The sequence below is a fragment of the Bacillus sp. Root131 genome (assembly GCF_001429475.1).
Classification (GTDB): Bacteria; Bacillota; Bacilli; order Bacillales; family Bacillaceae_G; genus Bacillus_A; species Bacillus_A thuringiensis_S.
In genome coordinates this window covers 1,093,500-1,114,364 of record NZ_LMJQ01000001.1, presented here as the reverse complement: position 1 = coordinate 1,114,364, position 20,865 = coordinate 1,093,500, and the positions used below count along the sequence as shown (strand labels likewise).

Genomic DNA, 20,865 nt, shown 5'->3' with positions numbered 1-20,865 from the left:
CTTAAGTTGATGGATGTGTGAACGTACCGCTACTAAAATTCTTGCTTTTAAATCATTATTACTGTATTATGTTTACGTAGCAATATAAGGATTATAGTATGTAAAAAGGAATCAAATCTACAAGTAATATTTAAATCCTTTTCCAAGTCAAAAAGACTTTGCCAAAATCTAATATAATTTATACTTGTCTTTTTAATATGTATCTAGTAAAAACATATTTTTTATCAATAGAATTTTGTTTTCAATATAAATTCAAACTTTTAAATAGAAGTTTATTTAATTTCAATGATAGGAATTATTGTTCTAAACAAGGAACCATACAAAGTGATCTGAAAAACCTGATAGATATTGTATGTAGTTTGCTCATCTCGAGGTACTACAATAAAAGAGCCTTACCTCTCTAGGTAAGACTCTACTAGTTTCGTTGTATAATATTTACATGATAACTAAGAAGCAGAAAACATATAACACCAAATAACAGCACCCTATTACTCCTCCTACAGCTAATACCTGTTTAACCCAACTCTTAAATTTTTGATTACTGTAAATCGCTTGCACTCTTTCCATATTTCCTCCTATTAAGGAGAACCCTTAAAGACTCTCACCTCGCTATAGTACCATTAAAAAATGAATGATAGAGATCTAATGTATAAATATGCAATATTGCATACGAAAATGTATTGTAATAATTGTAAGCGCTTACTATAATGAATTTATAAAGATTTATCATATCCTAATACGAAAAAAGAGGAGAGAATAATATGGAAATCGCAATGGCAGTTTTAAAATTTATAGGTGGAGCAATCCCATTAATTCAAGAACTTCTAAAAGCATTTATGTAAATTCACTATTCAGCAATTATTTACAAAAATTATCATACAAATGATCTGCCTATCAAAAATGAATTGATTTACAGATCATTTGCGTGATCAAGGTCCCTTTAACATGACTAAGGGGACTTTTTTAAAATTTCCAAATAATTAAGGTTACGTCACATCACCATCAAGTTAGCAAAATAAAATGAAACTTTAACTTGATGGTACTGGGGTAACAGTTGTGATTTAGAGATAAGATCAGATTATACAAAGATTACCCACTGATATGTGGAAGATAAAGAGATAAAGAATACACTTGCGAAATTTAAACGATTGAATTAAAAAACTTGATATTAGTGCGGTTAACAGAATATGAAAATTACTTAAAAATCGTGATATTAGCTAAAAAACACCAAGCCCCCCTCCCCTTCAGGGCCATCTTGGTATTTTTTACGTTCACATACAAATTATTATTTATATTGTTGCATGGGTTTCCTTTTAAATTATATACGTCTACTTTACCATCGATAAGCAATGACTCATGTCTCCCATTTAATCGTACTGATTATGTTTTAAAAACCATCTTGGCTAAAATGATAAAGTAATCTAGCAACTTAACCACGTATAATACTATCACCGAAACCATATATACGATTTCTATAACCTGCTACGATATTTTTCTCTTTTATGCTTTATATGACCAAATGATGATCAGTAAGAACATCTTTAAAAGTTGTATCTGCCCGTAACATTTGTTGCTGCAAGTACTGAGCCTGTTAAAATCATTACTTTCATTTTCATGCTATTTTCCCCTTCTTATCCTAATTATTTTTCATTATTAATAATAAAAACATTAATTTCTCCCAGAATGCTATAGACTTACTAAAAAACTCTTCTTGCCTATAGAAGAGTTTTTACTATGATGTGACTCATACATCAAGGGTACTGTTAATTTTATATGGAAAATAAAAAGACTCCATTTTGAAAAAAGGTTAATCAAAATGGGGTTTTTTATTATAAATCTGAATTTATATATCCTTCTACCTAAAACATCGTATTATCATTAACTGCTTCACTTGGAATCTCTTGAATTACATCCCAGTGTTCGACAATCTTTCCATCCTTGATACGAAATATATCAACTATAGCAACTCCCTTATCTTGAGAATTAGTACGAGAATGTACATGAAGAGCAACTGTATCCCCTTCAGCTAATTCTTTTTTTCAAAAAACATTTAAATTCTACCCTAACGCTTGCAGAATTCTAGCATCCATTACTTTTCTTCTTGTTCTTAAATTTGTCATTGTCCTTAGTAAATTAATCCCAAAACTTATCATAAACTAACGCTCACTTTTCAATATAAGTAGACATGAGTATACTTATATTGAATTCCTTGAAACTTAATAAGTCCAATATTTTCTCAAAAAAATAGCAATGTAAGCTACCTCCTTTTCTACCATAGTACTAAGACACCTCTTATACGATATATTCAATAGCAAACATTTAAGCATCAAAAAATCACTTAGCGAAATTTGTACTATCTTAGCTATATTTTGTCGCATTACAAAGGGTGGGTAACTGCCATATTCTGAATATTCTTTATATTGATGAAAAAAACTCATTGTTAAATTTAATGTATCTAATTCCTGTTATTATCAGAATAAGCCTTTACATAGAAAAGGGGGATATTATGAATGTTCAAGAGAAGAGTAATGAGCAATTGATGGGATTATTACACGAATGGTATGAAGAAATTCGTTTATATCATGTAAAAGAAGCAAAACAAACATACCTAAAAGTAAAAGAAAGTTTAAAAGGACTAAAAGCAGATCACTATGTATCATTCTATTATTCCCTACTGAATTTTAGATATATGGTCTTGGTAGATGCAATGAGTATTACAAAAGATTCTTTTAATCAAATAGAAAAACTCTCTACTATCAAAGATGATTTTTTATTTTTAGCTTACTATTATCATTTCTTTAAGGCAATTCATTCTACAATTTTAGCAAATTATACTGAAGCGAAAACACACTATGAAAAGGCGGAAGAACTTTTAATTGATATACCTGACGCAGTAGAAAAAGCCGAGTTTGAGTATAGATTTTCAACTTACTGTTATCAATCTTATCAACCATTTGAAGCAATTCAACATGTAGTAAAGGCAAAAAAAGTATACCAGAATCATGTAGGCTATGAAATTAATGTTGCCTTATGCGACAATGTATACGGTTTAGCTTGTATAGATCTAAGAGAGTTTGAAAGAGCTGAAGAATGTCTCAATACGGTTATTGATGTTTTTAAAAAGTATAATGAAGAACAATTATTATTAAGAGTACGTCATAATTTGGGCTGGTTATATAATATTCAAGATTTATTTCCATTGGCGATCAGACAGAGTTCTGAAATTATAAATACCCTACCGAATCATTTTAAAGCATTATTTGTCTTAGCAAGAGCATATTATAATTTAGAAGGCATTGAAACAGCAAAATCATATATCGAGCAAGGAATGAAGTATACAAATGAATCAGGAAATGAGGAATATAAGCATCGTTTCGCAGTTTTAAATGAACTAATCACAGAACTACCTAGAATTAAACTAGAAAAAGTAGTTACTGATGCTATTTCTTATTTTGAAAAAGAGGAAATGTGGGATTGTGTAAAAGAATATGCAGGGATTTTAGCAATCCAATTTTATGAGGCAGATAATCATGTTAAGGCAAGCAAATATTTCTATATTAGTAATAATGCTGATAAGAAATATTTGAGAAAAGGAGCGTTAAAATAATGAAAAAGATTAAGAAAATTGTATTAAATATGGTAGTAGTAAGTGCATTAGCATGTAGCATAATTAGTTTAAATGTATCACAACACTCTTCGTTTAATGGTGGAGATACGCCAGCACCAACAAAACTGATTGTCTCTGGTGGAGTATCTATTGATTAACCTAATACATTTCCTTTATTAAAATCCAGAAAATTCAACTTATTACCTTTTACAAACCGTTGAATGAAAATGGATAAAATCTCGAACCTCTAATCCGAAACATATTTGTTTCGGATTATTCACATTATCTTTTTATATCCTCCCCTTCAAGCCCAGGAACTCCGTATTTACTAGGTAATGAACTCTATTAAACAATTATTAAATCTCTTTTCATCCAAGTTAAAGTAACTGTAAAGTTCATTTCATTCCTGCCACATTCTTATAAATATATGCCTTTACAACAACTATTGATTATTTTTTATTTCATTAATTCTATAATTTCTTTAATACACTTACCATTATCCATTGTTATATCTAATTTCTAATTAAAACCCTTCTTTGTAAGTTTATACCTATATATCGTGTTAAATTGTGTATGGCAAGATAAAACAAGCTGTTAAATTTAAATTATTGTTAGGTAGTTTCTACAGTATGATATTATCACACAATTAGTTATACATATAAAAAAGGTTTCCTGCCTTGTAACAGAAAACCTTTTATGTATTATTAATCTACAAACCTAAAATTTCAACAATCTGACGTGCCTTAGCATTATCTATATAATAATGCATCTCTAACCCTCTTCTTTCTGAACGGAGTACGGTTCCCCTTAATTTTGATAGATGTTGTGAAACAGTAGATTGGGGGATTCTTAATATTTCCGTTAACTGTGTAACATTACACATTTTATGGTGCATTAATTCATTTACAATTTGTAATCGAACAGGATGTGCCATTNGATTGGGGGATTCTTAATATTTCCGTTAACTGTGTAACATTACACATTTTATGGTGCATTAATTCATTTACAATTTGTAATCGAACAGGATGTGCCATTACTTTTAATACATCTACATCGTCTTCGTGGATTTCAGCTAGATTTTTTTCAGATATTAATGTTATCATTTCGCATTCTCCTTTATTATTAATTTCTATTTTCCTTTTATTCTTATAACTAATACTTATAGCTGATTACCATTTGTCCTGTTGAGAAAATATATTCTCTTTTTAAAACAAAAAGGACACTAATTCATTAAAACGTTTTTACTACTTTAATGAATTGGTGCCCTCTAATTTTTTGAACCAAATATATCTTATTTTAAAGGATATTTTCAATTCTTTTTTCTCACATCTAGTAAAAATTTTGTATTTTCTTTAAAATCAATATAAAGAATATTCTTCAAATTATGAAAGTATAAATTTGCGACAAACTTATGCTTTCTATCACATTCCATACCAATCAAGATAGTTAACACTATTAATGTAGTACTAACTATCTTAATTAAATATTACTAATAGTAAGTCTAAATATTATCAATTCACTTTATATTACATATATGTAAAAATAATAACATGATAAGCTTTTTCAAATTTTTCTCCTTGTAAAGATTTGAAAATAGCATTTCATTACTCTCCTTACTGTTAATATGCCTAGAAAAAGAACCCCATAGGGTTCTTTTTCTGTTCATTCCCTAAAGTCCCATATTAATAAAAAAAGAAGAGGGATATATCCTCTCTTCACCAATAAAATCGAACATCTTTACACTTAAGGAAGGGCATACATTCATCAAGAGATGAAATGAACAATAATAGTTCACCTAGTGAATTATAACATAAACCCAATTCCATTAATAGATAATATTAACATTTATGGAATAATTGTGACAGAATCGTTAAATATCTTAATATTAAAAGGCTTTATATGTATGTAAATTGAAAGTGGATAGTGTAAGGATAAAATATAAGGGGGATATATCATGTTTAACAAAAAACAAACATTCGTAACAACGGTAACAGCTTTAACACTAGGATGTGGATTTACATTCGGATTAACACCGGCCTTTGCAGATTTTAACAAGATTTCCGCCAACAATATTCCTGTTCATTCTATTCAGAACCAAGAACAAGAACCTTTTACTGGATATGTCATTTCAGTAGAGAACAATTATTTAGTAGTTGCAGCTACGTCTACAAAAGATGAAGCTCTTGCTTATCAACATGATTGGTGGAATCTAGTTTCTCAAAATAAGATTTTAAGAGTTCCTGTTTCAGATAGTGAAAACTACACATTAGGTGAGAAATTAAATGTATATGCAGCTGCATGGACTAAATCCCTACCACCAATAGCTGTTATGCCTACAATTGAAAAAGTATTTCATTAAATTATATTTAAAATTAAGAAGGGCATCATTCTAATTAGAATGATGCCCTTTATCTCACCAACTTTTTTCTCTTATTAATCAAGCTGTCTAGTGATAAATAAGAAATGGTTACAGTAAGAAAACCCCATCGCGCCTTTTACAAAATAATTTTTTATTTCTCAACATAAAATGATTAGAATTAAATTCCTAATCATAGTACCTACAGTTGTCAATTATCCTCCCTTTTTGAAAGGTCCTATCTTTAATGACAATTCCATTCAAATTTTCCTAACCTAAAATATCCTCTCTATTTCGTTTTCTTTTTAACCCCGATAGTATATATCCTCTTTTAATCTATTATATTCAAGTTACATGCCTCCATTTAGAGATGTTAAATTAACAAATATCTACTAAATGTCTATTAAAAACTCATATTACAATCGTTATCCAGAACCCAAAATACAAACAGATAAAGTACTCTTATTTCCTATTAGTGGCTATATCAGCGTAATTGTCTCTTGTCAGAAGATCCTATAATATTACGTACAACGAAATTAATTTTTCACTAATAAATTGGTGGGTGATATAAGTAAATCCACCTAACGCATCATCAGCAATCTACGTATTAACGGATTTATTCTAAGTAGATTAAAATGAGAGATTGATATCAAATTTACAAAAGGAAAAGAGAACGTTTAATTTGATTAATGTTATAAAACATATAAAGGAGGTTAAAACGTGGTACTCTCAAGACAAGATTCCTGGACGAACGATAACGATTTACTTCTCGCATCCACAGTACTCCAGAATATTCGTAACGGTGGAACACAGTTAACTGCATTCAAGGAAGTAGCAAAGCTACTAAATCGGACACCTGCAGCTTGTGGATTTCGCTGGAATTCATACGTGAGAAAACAATACCAAGAGGAAATACAACAAGCAAAACAAAATCGAGAAGTGGGAAACAATATTTCTCCCTCTCAACAAAAAAAGAAACATACTCTTTATCTTTGACATTAGATGATATTATTCTCTTTCTACAAAATTATAAAAAAACATATGAATTTACAAACTTACAAAGTCAAATAAAAACTTTAGAGACAGAAAATCATTCCCTTCTACAACGTGTAACTATGTACGAAGAAGAGTATCGTATGTTACTTAATCATATTGATAAGACAAGAAGTCTAGTTGAAATTAATTAAATAAAGTAGCAAATTACTTTTATACACTTAAGTCGTCACCTAAAAAACTCACTATATATAAATTAAGTTTAAACACTAATAAATAAAGTGCACGTTTACTCTTAATAAACGTGCACTTTATTTAATCCTTAAAACATAAAATTTAATTTTCAACTCATTAACAATATTAAAATTAAGATGTTTGTTTTATAGGTATTTGTTTACTTCTATTCTCAATAAGTCTATCTAATAGTAAGTAAACAAATCCAGAAATAATACAACCCACACCTAAGATTGTAAATAACATATGTCCTAAAAGCTGATCCAGTAATACACCGCCTAGAAGAGGTCCAAATACATTACCTGTAATCCATTGCAGATTAGCCGCCCCCATATAAGTCCCCCTCAAATGTTCTGGAGCTATATTAGCGACGAATGTCATTTGGACAGGTGACATAATCATTTCCCCTACTGTATAAACTGTATAAGCTATTAATAATGAGCCTAGAATAATTAAATCATTTGCGTCTATTACTTGAAACCACTTTGGTAACCATCCTATTGCTAAAAGGCCAACGCCAAAAAGAATAGCACCATATAGCATTGATTTACCAATTGGTTTGTGAGTTAACCACTTTGAAATAGGAAATTGGAAACATACAACCAATAAGCCATTTAAAGTCATTAAATATGGAAATGGATTACTATTTCCAAAAATCATTGTATTCTCATTACTAAAATGAAGTGGTAACATACCTTCCGATTGTGAGAATCCCATAAATATAATGATTCCCGTCACTATATAGAATAGAAATATTCTATCTCTTATAACAACTCTTAACGTAAATCTTATTGACTGTTTATGTGTTTCCTCATGTATCATTATATTTTTAGGCTTTGTTTCCTTTAGAAACAATAACATTAATATTGTATAAAACAGCATGGTTCCAGAAGTAATCAAAAATATGACATCTTTTGATACAACCACAACTGCTGCACCAATTATAGGGCCTATCGCAGCTCCTATATTATGAGCCATTCTAAGTAATCCATATGCCTCAGTTCTTTTTTCAGGTTCTGTTACATCGGTAACCATTGCAGATGCCGCTGGTTCAAAGAAAGAATTACATAGCCCTAAACCAATAGATAAAATGGCATACCCTATAAAACTATCAATAAACAAAAAAACAAGCATTAGTAGCCCATTACTGGCCATAGAGAGTACCATAGTTGGTTTCCGTCCATAAGTATCCGCTATATGCCCTCCAATTAATGAACCAAAACTCGCCGCAATTGGGGATAAAGCTATAACTATACCTACCTCAAGTAGAGAATCCACTTTATCCTTCAAATATAATGCAAAAAATGGCATTAACATCATCATTGCAATACCATTTAAGGCTTCTCCGATAAAGCGGATCCAGACATTAAGATCCATCCCCTTTAATTCTTTCCATGTACTCCTCATATAGTTACCTCGCCTATGCTCAAAGTATATTTTTATCCCAACAAAAGTTTTACTATATTATTATTAAAATCTAAATTTAGTCGGCTATGCTGACCCCCCCCCCGAAAAAACCTATCTTTTGATAAAGTAATATAAACTTGTCCCTATAATTTCTAGTGCCTCCTGCATACGTTGAGGAGAAATATTTTCTAAAACGGTATCTTGAGGTGTATGGAATACCTTTTCAACATGATAAATTAGGGGATTCCAACTCTCTACATCCATCCAAATAAATAGTGCTGAGGAAATTCCAGCTTCGTAAAATGGTACATGATCACTAGAATCAAACTTTCCAGTTAATACAACCGATTTCCCTAATGCTTTACTAGTAGCTACTGCAGTATTTGTTACTTCATTTTGAGAGCCATCTAGTGTCATTGCATATAAGTCCTTAGCCTGTTGGTAACTTGTCGCTATCATATCTGCATTAAAAACCCCTAGAATATGTTTCTTATCTGTTGTAGATAACTGATTAACATAATGGTAAGCACCTAAGGATTCATTTTCTTCTGCTCCAAACGCTATGAATTGAATTTCTTTATTAATCTCTATATCTTTAAAATTGTATGCTAACTCTAATAAAAGTCCTACGCCAGAAGCATTGTCATTTGCTCCAGGTGCTCCGATAACACTATCATAATGAGCACTCATTATTGCTACATCCTCATTATCTGTCTTGTATTTGGGCTTTTTTTTCGCAATAACATTTAATGAACTCAAATTCATTTCGTGTTTTGCCTTTAAACTAACTATATTTTTATTATGCACTATTTTATCTTTCATTCTAATTCCCTGATTATAAGCAAGCCCAAATACAGGTATTGATTGTTTCTTTTTTAGAACTGGGTTAAAGGCTTCTCCATAGTTGCCTCTATCCCCAATCGTACTATATAACAATACAGCTTTTGCTCCCTTTTCTGCTGCATACTCAACTTGTTCATTATATTTCTTATACGTATCAGCTTGTTCCAGTAATACTATTTTCCCATGAATTGGCTCAGGTGAATTTTTAATATCGTTCTCTTTTCCTATAGAAACTACCGGCCCTACGACAGGATCTTTAGGTATAGATGCATTAGATGCTGCTCCAACTTGCCATTCTTTTTCTCCATACACACTAAAAGAGATACTCCCAATATATTGATCTGGTACAGGAAAGGCCTGATACTCAACTTCATACCCTAATTTTTTTAATGTATCTCCAATGTATGTAGCTGTTTTATGTTCTTCCTTAGTCCCACTTGGACGTGGACCAATTTTCTCAGACAGAAAACGTGTATGTTCAATAGCTCGACTAGCACGAACCTTATCTGACATGAGAGAACTTTGATCGTTCTTAGTCATAGCATGTACTAGTATTACATCCTCAGATAAATTACTAAAAAGGAAAAGCAACAAAATCCCAAAAGTTACAATAAGCTTCTTTATAAGAGTTAGTTTTTTCATTTGTCCTCCCTATGATTAAAAAAGATTAATAGTAAAACCTTCCCTCCTAACACACTTACTTAGAAGAAAAGGTTCATTAAAATAATCTCTAACTCAAGTTACATGTAAAAATAAATAAACCGATAGTGCCTTTTATATCTCCAAATAATTCATTTTTGTTTGCATACCAGTAATATTTTTATGAAACCAATTAAGAGTCTCCCATGACCTCTTTCTATTCGTATAATCAGTTTCCTGAACCTCAAATACAATTCCTATGTTTTTATCCAAAGTATTGTTCTTCACTTTTAATAAAGTTTCATGTAATAAACTTTCATCAATAGATCCATTAGCCGGATTCTCTCCCTCATAGCAACGTATCTCACTATAAGGAATCGTTAAATGCTTAAAAGAACTAAAATGAAAATGTTTAATATAATCCATTAAGCTTAAATACTTATGAAAATCCTTATATTCAATTTCTTCTTGCCTTAATAATTTAGAAATACCTAAACGTGTAAGATAGGTTATAGACCAATGACATATATCCCATGTTATTCCAACGTTAGATAACTCCAGATTAACCAAATCAGTAAAATCTTCGGGATATATAAATATAGGATCAAAATCATCGCCCAAGTTTCCAATAATGGGTAGGTTTTCAACGCCAATCCATATATCAGTCCCTTTTATTTCCTCATCTAGCATATTAAAGAACTCTATAATCCTTTTTCTATTATCTAGAAGATTATAGTTTTGAAATTCCGCGACATTCATGAATTGATTAGCATGCACTGTTATACCTGATGCATTATACTTTATAGCAAGGTTAATAAATTCATATAGTTGCTTTTTAATAAATTCATCATTGAGATAGTCTGCATTATCAGTAGGAAAATGCAGCGTTAACAAGGATGGATTAAGGGTTTGAACAAAAGACAGGACCTCAGAAAACCTTTTTGTATATGAGTTATCAAATAAAGATGTCCCATCAAAAATATTTGCTTCTAATCCATAGCCTTTTTCAACCCATTTTAAGTCAATCTGTTTACTATCTAAACCAAAGAACGGGACCTGTGGTATTAACATATTCTCTTCACCTACCATGTCCCCCTTACTAACATAAATGCCTCAGCCGCTTGGTATCCAGATTTGGCACCCCATACAAATGCGTTATGTCTCATTGCTTCTATAGAGCGTGGATGAGGAAATTCCCTTAACTCAGATTCATAATGTCTCATCGCACTTAATTTCTCCTCCAAATGATTTTCAATATTCACAAAATAATTAGGAAGAAACTTATCTTTTTCATTATAATTCCACTCTGTAGAAGATAAAGTTTCATATGCAAATACCCATTTGATATTAGTATCTGGCAGAGGGCGTGTCGCTGTCATTACTGCTCTGTAAACAACAGTATGATCAATATTTATATCTCCACCATATTGAGTATAAATAATTGTAGGATTTATTTTTTTAATGTGATTTTCAATCTCTTTCACTACATCAAGTAAGGGTAATGTATCAAGACGATTATCAGGGAAATCTAGTCTTGCAAAACTTTTTACACCAAGTGTAGTACATGCCCCCTCTGTTTCTTTATAAGATAAGTTCTTAACCTCTAAATCTAGCTCTTTATATTCTTTAGCTCTAGAAGATTTTCCCTCTGCAAGTATTACAACATGTACATCATCACCTTGTTTCACATGTTTCGCTATTGTTCCACCAACACCAATTATTTCATCATCCGGATGAGCGGCAAATACAAGTACATTCATAAAATTTTAGACTCCTTTAATTAATTTTTCTGTTTCCTTTGGTCCACAATTTAGTAAAATATCTAAAATAGATAAATGTGGTATAAATTCCCCAAATAATTGCTTGTAGGAATAATCCCTTATTCTTTGGTAGATAATTTCTATATTTTCATTCTCAAAATCATTTTCGTCTAAATAATCTTGCCCTAAACTTCCAGAATAATAAGTACTGGCATTAAATTTCTGACACAACTCTAATACAAAATCACTTTTCTTACCTGTAATCCCCTCTAAATCTGATACATAATATAGTTCCGTATCAATGTTTAATTCACGGATAATAAAATGAATAAAATTCATGTTCATATCATTTAAATTAATCCAATCTTCCGAATAAAAATTTTCTAAATAATCCTTATATACATTAAAGTAAGGTGCATTAGAATAATTAATTCTTATTGCTTTCCAATGCTTCCGTTCCCAATCTTGAGTATTGTCTATCTTTAACTTATTAAATGGAATTTCTTTATAATTCTTCATTTGTATTGGAACAGTTAACCAAGACGCTCCTTGTGAAGTTTTAATACGATTCCTATTTAAAAAACCTTTTTTTTCAAATTGTGCTATATCATGAAATACAAACACATCTGATTTATGAATTTTTTCAAAAAAACCATACCAAGGTAAATAACTTGGTTGGTGGCCACTAATAATCATAGTTTAAATCCTTTCTTTTAAACAAAAACATTTTTTCAAAGCTGCCCCCCAGTATATCTTAGGTCTAGCAATCCCTTTATTATGTGAATATCCTAAATCCGCATACTTTAATTTATTATGAATTGCTAATTCAAACGCATCATTTAGTAGTAAATATGAAGATTGTGAATTTTTCCCTTCGGTATTGTTAATGTTAATCCAATAATATAAAACCTTTTTATCCATTATAAAAATGCTGGAACTAATTAATTCTTCTTCTAAGAATGCCCCTAAGAAAAGGATTTTTTCTTGCAAATTAAGAACTAAATGATAAAAAAACTCTCTACTAAATGAATAACTCGCTCCTATACTTGTATTATGTTCTTGATATAATTGGTAAAACTCATCTAATTCCGCTACAGTTATAGGACGAACTTCAACATTCTGTTTACGTGCATACCTAACACTTGTCCTAGCTTTTCCAGAACACGATGTCCATAAATCCTCAAACCTATTTGGTAGATCTAACATATAAGTTTCTTTATAATCCCACTTTTCTTTACTATAACTTTGAAAAGGATTTATCGTTATAGGTAATAAAAGCTTTTGAATTTTATTTTCAAACTTCTTATTTATTATGGATTCATAAACTGAAAAATCTATTTTATCTTGGCCAATTATTATTGGACCTCCATAACCAATTAAACTTCCCAAAAGCCTACCATCCTGTACATACATAGGAGTTAAAACTACTGTATCTCGTGTTTCTATTAGTACTGGGAAAAATTGAACACCAGGTAATAATTCCATTAACTTTCCCCATTCGTAACTATGAAATACAGAACCATTGTATTCTTCCATACAGGCATCCCAATATTGGGCGTCAGTACATATTTCAATTTCCATATAATCACCTTTTAATTCTTATTCTCTAAATATTTCAGAATTTGACTACATATATACTTAAGGTCCTTATTCACTAAAGGATATTTAAAAGGTATTGATAATACCCTTGGCCATAAATAATCTATATTTTCTGACTCAGTTGCGTACTTCGAAAAAATAGGGATCTCACTCAGGGGTAAGTAATTCCAACAAGTTTGTATACCTTTTTCCGCTAAATGTACAGAACACTCATATCTATCAGATGATTCTTTGAATATAATGGTAAAATAGTTTAAATAAACATTCTGAGCTGAAAATATAATCTTAACGCCATACTTTTCTTCAATTTCCTGCAGCATTGTATAACACAGACTAGCGTTGCATATATTTATTTCTAAAATCTTCTTTGTTTTCTGTAGGTGTTTATCAATTAACAATGAACGTACTATAGACATTCTTTTTGGATTTATAACTTCCGTTTTCTCCGGTAAAGAATCTAATTTACTATTATTATAGGAGGGCAGAATCTCTAATTTCCTCCAATAATTAGTAAATAAACTCAGTACTCTACTCTTTTTTATTTTTATAGCCAATTGTGTTTTTAAATGATTCTTATAATCTAAAATTACTTCTTCCTTCTTTTCTTCACCCATGTCACATAATTCACTTATTGTACGATTAAGAAGTAACGCTCCTCCCCCAATACTTGGGATCGGTTTAGTTCCCCCAAAACTTAAAATACCAATGTCGCCTAAACTACCAACTGGCTTTCCATTTTGATAAGAAAACATTGCTTGTGCAGCATCATCGATGATATAAATATTATTTTCTCTAGCCCAGTCAATAATTTCTAAATCGTCATGACATCCATACAAGTGCGTAAGAATAATTGCCTTTGTATTAGCATTCCAATGTTTTTTTATTTTATTAAGAGAAATTGAATGATTAGTGTTTAAATCAATTAATACAGGTTTTGCTCCCACCGTTAATATTGCTTCTATTACATTAGGACAATTAAAGTTTGATAGAATTACTTCATCTCCCTTTGCCACTTTTAAGTACTTTAAACCAACTACTAATGCAGATGTACCGCTATTAGTTAATACAATTTCTGCATCCGGATAAAGAGCTTGAAGACTTTTTTTAAGTTTAGAATCATTAGGTCTATATACACTTTTCAAAAAAAATACATGATCAGATATACTCCAAAGAGAAGAATATATGGGATACTTAATTTTCTTTGGATTCTTAGGATATAGATACTGTGTTTCCATACTTCTCCCCTATTATTATCTCTAGTCCTTTATCTAATGAAATAATTGGTTGATAGTTTAAAAATAATTTAGCTTTCTCTATTGAAGGGATTCTTCTAAAGATTTCAATGCTAGAATTTCGGACTCCCTCTTCACCTAAATCAAGAAATTTAATTTTACTTTTATTGCCCATTAATTCATTAATTTTTATTGCTAGTTCTTCCATAGATATAGGTTTGTTATTGCCAATATTAAAATCTGCAAAGTTTTCTCCTTCATATTCAAAGGCTAGTATAGTTCCGTTAACAATATCACTTATATAACTAAAACATCTAATTTGCTGTCCATCTCCATAAATAGTAATATCTTCACCACTATGAGCTTGTTTTAAAAACTTAGAAATTACAAAGTTATCATTTTGTTGTGAACCGTATACATTAAAATAACGAACCACTCTAATTTTCAAACTATTACTAGCGTATTCTTTCAAATAATCTTCGGACATTAATTTAGCTTTTCCATAAGCTGATTTTGGAATTTTAATATCATTTTCTTTAAACGGAACACTCACTCCATCCCCATATACCTCCGAACTGGAAGAAAACAATAATTTTTCTATGCCATTTTCGTTACAAACCTGTACAATATTTTTCGTGCCTTCAAAGTTCACCCTCACTACATCTTCTTCATTTAAACGGCAATTATCAACACCCACTAATGCAGCTAAATGGATTACCCCATCGACATCAATAAGATTTTCTCTTAATGTTGCAATATCTAAAATATCAATTTCTTTAAAAGGAACATCAATACTTGGTTTAAATTTATCAAATATAACTACTTCATACCCCCTTGCTAGTAACTCCTTTGTAACATGCTTACCAATAAATCCGCTGCCACCAATAACCCCAATTTTCATAAATATTTACCTCCCTATTTTTAATTGATATAGACTTTTTAAAGACGTTATAATATGTTCAACCTCATTGTCTGTAAGAGCACTATACAGTGGTAATGAAATAATTTGATTAAATATCTCTTCCGTTTTAGGTAAATATACGTTAAATCTCTCTTCATAATACGGATGCATGTGAACAGGAATAAAGTGAACACTTAGCCCAATGTTTCTCTTTTTCATTTCTTGAATTACCTGATCTCTACTAACAGGAGAATTAGAATTAATTTTTATAACAAATAAATGCCATGCGTGTTTTACACTTGGATTGTTAGTATAATTAGGTAACGTTATATACTCTTGAACCTCTTTTAATTCCTCTTGGTACCTTTCAGCTATTCTCTTGCGTTTTTCAATCATTTCATCAGCTCTTTTTAACTGACTAATACCCAAACTAGCTTGTAGATCCATCATGTTATATTTAAACCCAGGTAATAGAACATCATAACGCCAGCTTCCTTCTTCACCATAACGATTCCATGCATTTTTGGTGATACCATGCCAACCATATAATCTAGCTTTTTCAGCAATCGATTCATTTTTAGTGACTAACGCTCCACCTTCACCTGTTGTTATATTTTTTGTGGCATAAAAACTGAAACAAATAACATCTCCATGTGTACCAATTAAAGTATTATCATATTTTGTTCCTAATGCATGCGCTGCATCCTCTATCAAAAACAGTCCGTATTCTTTACATAGTTTTTGAAGTTCTTTTAATTTAGCCGGATATCCAGCAAAGTGAACTGCAATAATTGCTTTCGTTTTTTTAGTGATTTTTCTTTTAACATCTTGAAGATCAAGACATAAATTCTCTTCATCTATATCTACAAATACAGGTTTTGCACCTACATGCATAATAACGTTTACACTTGAACAAAAAGTAAAACTTGGAACTATTACTTCGTCTTCTAATCCAACTCCCAGAGACAGTAATGCTAAATGTAATGCGGCAGTCCCTGAATTACAACTTACTACATGTTCAGTATTCAGATATTCTTTTAAATTCTCTTCAAACTCTATCACTTTTGGCCCCTTTGAAAGCCATCCAGATTTAAGGGCAGAAACTACCCTATCTATATCTTCATCATTGATTTCCGGTCGATAAAAAGGAATAAACTCTACCATGTAATCACCTACAAACTTATAATATTTTTTTTATATACTGATTCATCTTTAAATATGTTTCTTGTGTCTAAAATTAAACAATTTACCTCGTTAAGCAATTTAAAATTAATGCAATCATGATCCGTATGAACAATAATTAAAGTGTATTTGTCTAATTGACTTAGGTTTAAATCTATAGATTTTTTCAATGTGTTATCGCCCACAATGAGTTCCTCTATAAACGGATCGTAATAATCCACGTTATAGTCTTCTATCATTAAATCATTCATAATATCCAAAGCTGGCGATTCCCTAGCATCATTAACATTCTTTTTATATGCAACACCAACCATAAGAATATCCTTACCATCTTTATCATCTAGTAACTGTAGTGCTCTATTAAGAACGTACTTAGGCATGTTTTCATTAATTTCTCTTGCCACATCAATCATTTTTGTTGCTAAATCCTTATTATTTGCAATCCACTTAAAATAAATAGGATCAATCGGAATACAGTGTCCTCCTACGCCAGGGCCAGGATAGAATTTTTGAAATCCAAATGGCTTAGTTCCTGAGGCATCAATTACTTCCCAAATATTTATGTTTAACTCATTACAAATTTGTGTCATTTCATTAATAAAAGCGATATTTATAAAACGATACGTATTTTCTAATAACTTAGCTGTCTCTGCTACTTCTGGACTGCTTACCTTATGAATATCCTTAATTAAGTTACTATAGAAAGCTGCTGCACAATCGGTACAATTAGATGTAACTCCACCTACGATTTTTATAATATCTTGAATTGAAAACGATTGATTTGCAGGATCGATTCGCTCTGGAGAGTATGCTACAAATATATCTACACCAATTTTAAAATTAGTTTTCTGTTCTAATTTGTATAAAACTTCTTCTCTTGTAGTACCTGGATAAGTAGTACTTTCTAAGATAATTAATGTACCTTTTTTAATGTATTTAACTATTTCATCAACTGCTGAATGAATATATGTTAAATCTGGTTGTTTACTAGTTCTTTCTAATGGTGTAGGAACACATATAACTACAACATCACATTCGTTTATATAATCCATTTCTGTACTAACAAAAAATCTATTTGTATGTAAAGCATCTTGGATTTCAGTATCTTGAATATCACTGATATAGCTTATTCCACGTTCTAGTTTTCTTATTTTTACTGAGTTTTTATCAAAACCTCTTACCGCATAACCTACTTCTAAACATTTAAGAGCCGATGGTAGTCCAACATAACCTAGGCCTACATATCCAATACACGCATTTTTATTTGCAATTTTTTCAACTAATAAACTTTTAGTTTCATTATTTAATACTGTGACCATTACTTATCACTTCCCCAAAAGATTTGATATTAAAATGCTTACTAGCAAATAATAACTGTGCGTTCTAAAATCCCATGGATGCATATAAAATACTGAATTAGCAACAAACTACATTTTTGGCACTATCAATCCTCCTAATTTAATAAACATCTAAATTTGTAGAAATTCATGCGAAATATCAAGATGTAATTTATATCTATAATATTCACACGTTATTTTTTGGGATTCAATTGATATTTTTCTATTTTTTCACTTTCTCAATATATAATAATATTTATAATTCAGAAAATTCTTTTTAAAAAAACCAAATATTTTTATATCATTAAAACAATATAATAGTTGTTATATCTACATTTAGTACGATTTTCATCCTTGAATAAAGAAAAAATTATGCTTATAATTATCCAATAAATCCCATTTTTTAGTGATTTAAATGAACATTTAACCATAACTAAAATGGATGAGTTTCATATTTTTTACTTTTCATTAAAATTAATGGAAAAAAATCTATCTGAATTATAAAAAACAATTTGAAATATATTCAAATTGTTGACATAACAGATGAATTTATTAACACTTGTTGATTTTGTAATAATTCTCAAATACATAAACTCCTTAATGCTACCCAAAAATCATAATGACGCTTTACATCAAAAAAATTGCAACCCTCTACATTTAATGGGGGTTGCGATTTTTATGTACAAATAATTTTTATAAATTTTGCGTTAACCTAATCATATCCATACATTGAATACCATTTTCATATATTTCTTCATTATAATTTCGTAAGAAAAAGTCCTTATCCACACTGGTTATTCTAAAACCACATTTTTGATAAAGGCCTAGTTGCATTAAACTAGAATTTCCTGTGCCTATTTCTATAGTTTTATATTCTTCTTTTTTAGCATAGTCTATAGCAAACCCAAGTAAATATTTCCCATATCCTTTTCCTTGCTCTTTTTCGGAAACTGCTATATTTATAATCTCAATCGTTTCTGTTCGGGTAGGAATTAAAATCATAATACCTACAGTAACAGCACCTTTTTTTAAAACAAAACAATCTCCCTTTTTAAGATATCCATTAACTACTTCTGTTGAGGGATCAGCTAGTAACAATAACTCCATTTCTTCCATGTTAATACTTGTACTTTTTTCTATACTAATTCCATCCACATTATTTAATTCCATTTCTAACATCCTCCCAATCAATATTTTCAATTAATATCTTAAATGAATTCCTTCTTATAAGACAATATCAAAAACAATATTAATGTTTTTTAATAGACAGGGTGCTGGGAAATCTTTTTGAATTTTATAGAATGAATATAATGAAATATAATAAAGACTATAAATTTTCCACTTTAAATTCACTTAATCCGTATAATAGGTATGTTATTTTATTTCTGTTTTTTCATTTCTTCTTGCCATGTAGCACCAACACCACCTGATGGTGTATTCCACCGGTCTTCTTGTCGTTTAATACGCTCCATGTCTGCATCGCTCGGCTTAAATCCTTCTACTTCCTTATGTTGCTGTTCCTTATTATGATATTGTTCAACTTCTTTATTATTAGGTTTACAATTGGTAGTAGCTTCTTCGGGCTTATTATCTGCCTTTATACCTGCTGTACTAGATGCGGGCTTATCATTCGTTTCAATATTCTTGCCTTCGTTTATTTGAGGCTTGTAATTATTTGGATTATTCTCATTAGATTGCACGCCTACGTTTTTCTCTTCAGCCCAAAGATTATTTTTTTCACCCCATCCAACAGGAATAACTGAATACATTTTGTTATCTTGACCAACATAATCCGCACCAAGTAACTAATCATTTCATATTTATTTTTTCATTTACTTTTGTTGGAAACTCATCTATCTTCACATCTTCCCAAGCTATTGCACTTTTTTTCAGTGTAATATACATGTAGAAATACTTCTTTACGAAGATTCAAGTTGTACCGCATGTATCATCTCACTATTTACAAAATAAAGTTAGGCTCAAAATTCTTACACTTGAACAACTGTTTTGTTTTCATACCGTTTATAAGCCTTTGTAGAGGAATAGTATTAGTATGTCCAAGTTTGATAACTTTTTTGCACCAAAACCTACAACTGATCTCATCACTACCATACCTTTATCAGTAATTATCTTCATTGTGGGTTCTTAAATTATACTATTTTCATAACATATGCAGAAGAAATATAACCTACTTGTTTTTAATCTGCCGTTTTAAATAGTGCGTTCTAAAAAACTACTCTTCTTCTAAAATAGCGTAATAATATTCATCCCACCATTCATTCCCATGTGGTATACACTTCCTAAAATAGCCTTCTCTTCTCATTCCAATCTTCTCCATCACTCGATATGATGGAATATTTTGTGGCTGACATGTAGCTATAATCCTATGTAATTTCATTTCCTTAAAGCCATATTTCAATGTAGCTTGTGCTGCTTCGGAAGCATATCCTTTATTGAAGTATTTTGGATTGAACACCCAACCAATCTCATATGTATGCTCACCAAAATATTTATGAAAAACTATATGACCAATCAGAATATCTTTATTAATTAATACTACAGGAAAGTTCTTAGCGTTTTCACCAATGTTTTCATTCACAAAGTTCCTTGTATTTTCTTCAGTAAAAACCCCTTCAGGTATGTATTTCATAACATTGATATCTGATGTATACTCATGAACAGCTTGCCAATCTTTGAACTCAAATTTTCGTATTAATAATCTTTCTGTTTTTATAAACATTTACTTTTCCCCCTCAAAAAATTGCAACTATATTT

Annotated in this window: 15 protein-coding genes and 5 pseudogenes; 5 read left to right on the top strand and 15 right to left on the bottom strand. The window is 30.4% G+C overall.

All coding sequences use genetic code 11. The features are described from left to right. Positions 1-655 precede the first annotated feature (655 nt). Positions 656-842 (top strand): annotated as a pseudogene (locus tag ASE54_RS36215) (hypothetical protein). Between the two features lie 1,017 nt (positions 843-1,859). On the opposite strand, the pseudogene ASE54_RS33665 reads toward ASE54_RS36215, so the two are convergent. Continuing rightward, a pseudogene (locus ASE54_RS33665) lies at positions 1,860-2,039 on the bottom strand (ester cyclase); the annotation flags it as partial. A gap of 467 nt (positions 2,040-2,506) precedes the next feature. Here ASE54_RS33665 and ASE54_RS05515 point away from each other — a divergent pair. Together ASE54_RS05515 and ASE54_RS33660 are read left to right on the top strand one after the other, a co-directional pair. After that, positions 2,507-3,607 carry a RapH N-terminal domain-containing protein gene (locus tag ASE54_RS05515; protein ID WP_001102552.1) on the top strand — a complete coding sequence of 367 codons (1,101 nt, stop codon included), beginning with the start codon at positions 2,507-2,509 and terminating at the stop codon, positions 3,605-3,607. Next, a complete protein-coding gene (locus ASE54_RS33660; protein WP_000721348.1) occupies positions 3,607-3,765 on the top strand; it encodes a Phr family secreted Rap phosphatase inhibitor in 159 nt (52 codons plus the stop codon). The genes ASE54_RS05515 and ASE54_RS33660 overlap by 1 nt, the downstream gene beginning before the upstream one ends. A gap of 551 nt (positions 3,766-4,316) precedes the next feature. Here the strand turns inward: ASE54_RS33660 and ASE54_RS35625 are convergent. Continuing rightward, positions 4,317-4,542: pseudogene (locus tag ASE54_RS35625) on the bottom strand (metalloregulator ArsR/SmtB family transcription factor); the annotation flags it as partial. A gap of 1,019 nt (positions 4,543-5,561) precedes the next feature. Here ASE54_RS35625 and ASE54_RS05500 point away from each other — a divergent pair. Together ASE54_RS05500 and ASE54_RS33650 are read left to right on the top strand one after the other, a co-directional pair. Further along, positions 5,562-5,966 (top strand): DUF3221 domain-containing protein, encoded by a 405-nt coding sequence (locus ASE54_RS05500; protein ID WP_000482311.1) that lies wholly within the window; start codon positions 5,562-5,564, stop codon positions 5,964-5,966. Between the two features lie 717 nt (positions 5,967-6,683). Continuing rightward, a pseudogene (locus ASE54_RS33650) lies at positions 6,684-7,150 on the top strand (RsfA family transcriptional regulator). A 172-nt stretch (positions 7,151-7,322) separates the two neighbouring features. On the opposite strand, the gene ASE54_RS05485 reads toward ASE54_RS33650, so the two are convergent. The 13 genes and pseudogenes from ASE54_RS05485 to ASE54_RS05425 form a co-directional block, all read right to left on the bottom strand. Next, a complete protein-coding gene (locus tag ASE54_RS05485; RefSeq protein ID WP_001258009.1) occupies positions 7,323-8,597 on the bottom strand; it encodes an MFS transporter in 1,275 nt (424 codons plus the stop codon). 111 nt (positions 8,598-8,708) lie between these two features. Next, a complete protein-coding gene (locus ASE54_RS05480) occupies positions 8,709-10,082 on the bottom strand; it encodes a M28 family metallopeptidase (protein ID WP_000737101.1) in 1,374 nt (457 codons plus the stop codon). Between the two features lie 132 nt (positions 10,083-10,214). Continuing rightward, the gene (locus ASE54_RS05475; protein ID WP_003281342.1) at positions 10,215-11,150 is read right to left on the bottom strand and encodes an endonuclease; all 936 of its coding nucleotides are present in this window, start codon (positions 11,148-11,150) and stop codon (positions 10,215-10,217) included. 11 nt (positions 11,151-11,161) lie between these two features. After that, on the bottom strand, positions 11,162-11,839 hold the full coding sequence (locus ASE54_RS05470) for a PIG-L family deacetylase (RefSeq protein WP_001101896.1): 678 nt from the start codon (positions 11,837-11,839) through the stop codon (positions 11,162-11,164). A 6-nt stretch (positions 11,840-11,845) separates the two neighbouring features. Next, a complete protein-coding gene (locus ASE54_RS05465; RefSeq protein WP_000587149.1) occupies positions 11,846-12,535 on the bottom strand; it encodes a WbqC family protein in 690 nt (229 codons plus the stop codon). Between the two features lie 3 nt (positions 12,536-12,538). Further along, positions 12,539-13,420: a GNAT family N-acetyltransferase gene (locus tag ASE54_RS05460; protein ID WP_000401946.1), complete on the bottom strand. Its 882-nt coding sequence runs from the start codon at positions 13,418-13,420 to the stop codon at positions 12,539-12,541. 11 nt (positions 13,421-13,431) lie between these two features. Beyond that, positions 13,432-14,673 (bottom strand): aminotransferase class V-fold PLP-dependent enzyme, encoded by a 1,242-nt coding sequence (locus ASE54_RS05455; protein WP_000449976.1) that lies wholly within the window; start codon positions 14,671-14,673, stop codon positions 13,432-13,434. Next, a complete protein-coding gene (locus tag ASE54_RS05450; protein WP_000690425.1) occupies positions 14,648-15,571 on the bottom strand; it encodes an NAD-dependent epimerase/dehydratase family protein in 924 nt (307 codons plus the stop codon). The genes ASE54_RS05455 and ASE54_RS05450 overlap by 26 nt, the downstream gene beginning before the upstream one ends. Before the next feature lie 6 nt (positions 15,572-15,577). Next, positions 15,578-16,735, bottom strand: coding sequence for a DegT/DnrJ/EryC1/StrS family aminotransferase (locus tag ASE54_RS05445; RefSeq protein ID WP_000229112.1), 1,158 nt, complete (start codon positions 16,733-16,735; stop codon positions 15,578-15,580). Between the two features lie 8 nt (positions 16,736-16,743). After that, complete coding sequence (locus tag ASE54_RS05440; protein WP_000259078.1) at positions 16,744-18,072, bottom strand: nucleotide sugar dehydrogenase; 1,329 nt, start codon at positions 18,070-18,072, stop codon at positions 16,744-16,746. Between the two features lie 711 nt (positions 18,073-18,783). Further along, the gene (locus ASE54_RS05435) at positions 18,784-19,260 is read right to left on the bottom strand and encodes a GNAT family N-acetyltransferase (RefSeq protein ID WP_000422453.1); all 477 of its coding nucleotides are present in this window, start codon (positions 19,258-19,260) and stop codon (positions 18,784-18,786) included. A 209-nt stretch (positions 19,261-19,469) separates the two neighbouring features. After that, positions 19,470-19,895 (bottom strand): annotated as a pseudogene (locus ASE54_RS05430) (hypothetical protein); the annotation flags it as partial. Positions 19,896-20,323: 428 nt separating this feature from the next. After that, on the bottom strand, positions 20,324-20,830 hold the full coding sequence (locus tag ASE54_RS05425; RefSeq protein WP_000470152.1) for a GNAT family protein: 507 nt from the start codon (positions 20,828-20,830) through the stop codon (positions 20,324-20,326). Positions 20,831-20,865 lie beyond the last annotated feature (35 nt).

What these genes read in the sequence shown, in the direction of transcription:
- ASE54_RS05515 (WP_001102552.1), top strand. Translation starts at nt 2,507, where the DNA reads ATGAATGTTCAAGAGAAGAGTAATGAGCAATTGATGGGATTATTACAC.
- ASE54_RS33660 (WP_000721348.1), top strand. Translation starts at nt 3,607, where the DNA reads ATGAAAAAGATTAAGAAAATTGTATTAAATATGGTAGTAGTAAGTGCA.
- ASE54_RS05500 (WP_000482311.1), top strand. Translation starts at nt 5,562, where the DNA reads ATGTTTAACAAAAAACAAACATTCGTAACAACGGTAACAGCTTTAACA.
- ASE54_RS05485 (WP_001258009.1), bottom strand. Translation starts at nt 8,597, where the DNA reads ATGAGGAGTACATGGAAAGAATTAAAGGGGATGGATCTTAATGTCTGG.
- ASE54_RS05480 (WP_000737101.1), bottom strand. Translation starts at nt 10,082, where the DNA reads ATGAAAAAACTAACTCTTATAAAGAAGCTTATTGTAACTTTTGGGATT.
- ASE54_RS05475 (WP_003281342.1), bottom strand. Translation starts at nt 11,150, where the DNA reads ATGTTAATACCACAGGTCCCGTTCTTTGGTTTAGATAGTAAACAGATT.
- ASE54_RS05470 (WP_001101896.1), bottom strand. Translation starts at nt 11,839, where the DNA reads ATGAATGTACTTGTATTTGCCGCTCATCCGGATGATGAAATAATTGGT.
- ASE54_RS05465 (WP_000587149.1), bottom strand. Translation starts at nt 12,535, where the DNA reads ATGATTATTAGTGGCCACCAACCAAGTTATTTACCTTGGTATGGTTTT.
- ASE54_RS05460 (WP_000401946.1), bottom strand. Translation starts at nt 13,420, where the DNA reads ATGGAAATTGAAATATGTACTGACGCCCAATATTGGGATGCCTGTATG.
- ASE54_RS05455 (WP_000449976.1), bottom strand. Translation starts at nt 14,673, where the DNA reads ATGGAAACACAGTATCTATATCCTAAGAATCCAAAGAAAATTAAGTAT.
- ASE54_RS05450 (WP_000690425.1), bottom strand. Translation starts at nt 15,571, where the DNA reads ATGAAAATTGGGGTTATTGGTGGCAGCGGATTTATTGGTAAGCATGTT.
- ASE54_RS05445 (WP_000229112.1), bottom strand. Translation starts at nt 16,735, where the DNA reads ATGGTAGAGTTTATTCCTTTTTATCGACCGGAAATCAATGATGAAGAT.
- ASE54_RS05440 (WP_000259078.1), bottom strand. Translation starts at nt 18,072, where the DNA reads ATGGTCACAGTATTAAATAATGAAACTAAAAGTTTATTAGTTGAAAAA.
- ASE54_RS05435 (WP_000422453.1), bottom strand. Translation starts at nt 19,260, where the DNA reads ATGGAATTAAATAATGTGGATGGAATTAGTATAGAAAAAAGTACAAGT.
- ASE54_RS05425 (WP_000470152.1), bottom strand. Translation starts at nt 20,830, where the DNA reads ATGTTTATAAAAACAGAAAGATTATTAATACGAAAATTTGAGTTCAAA.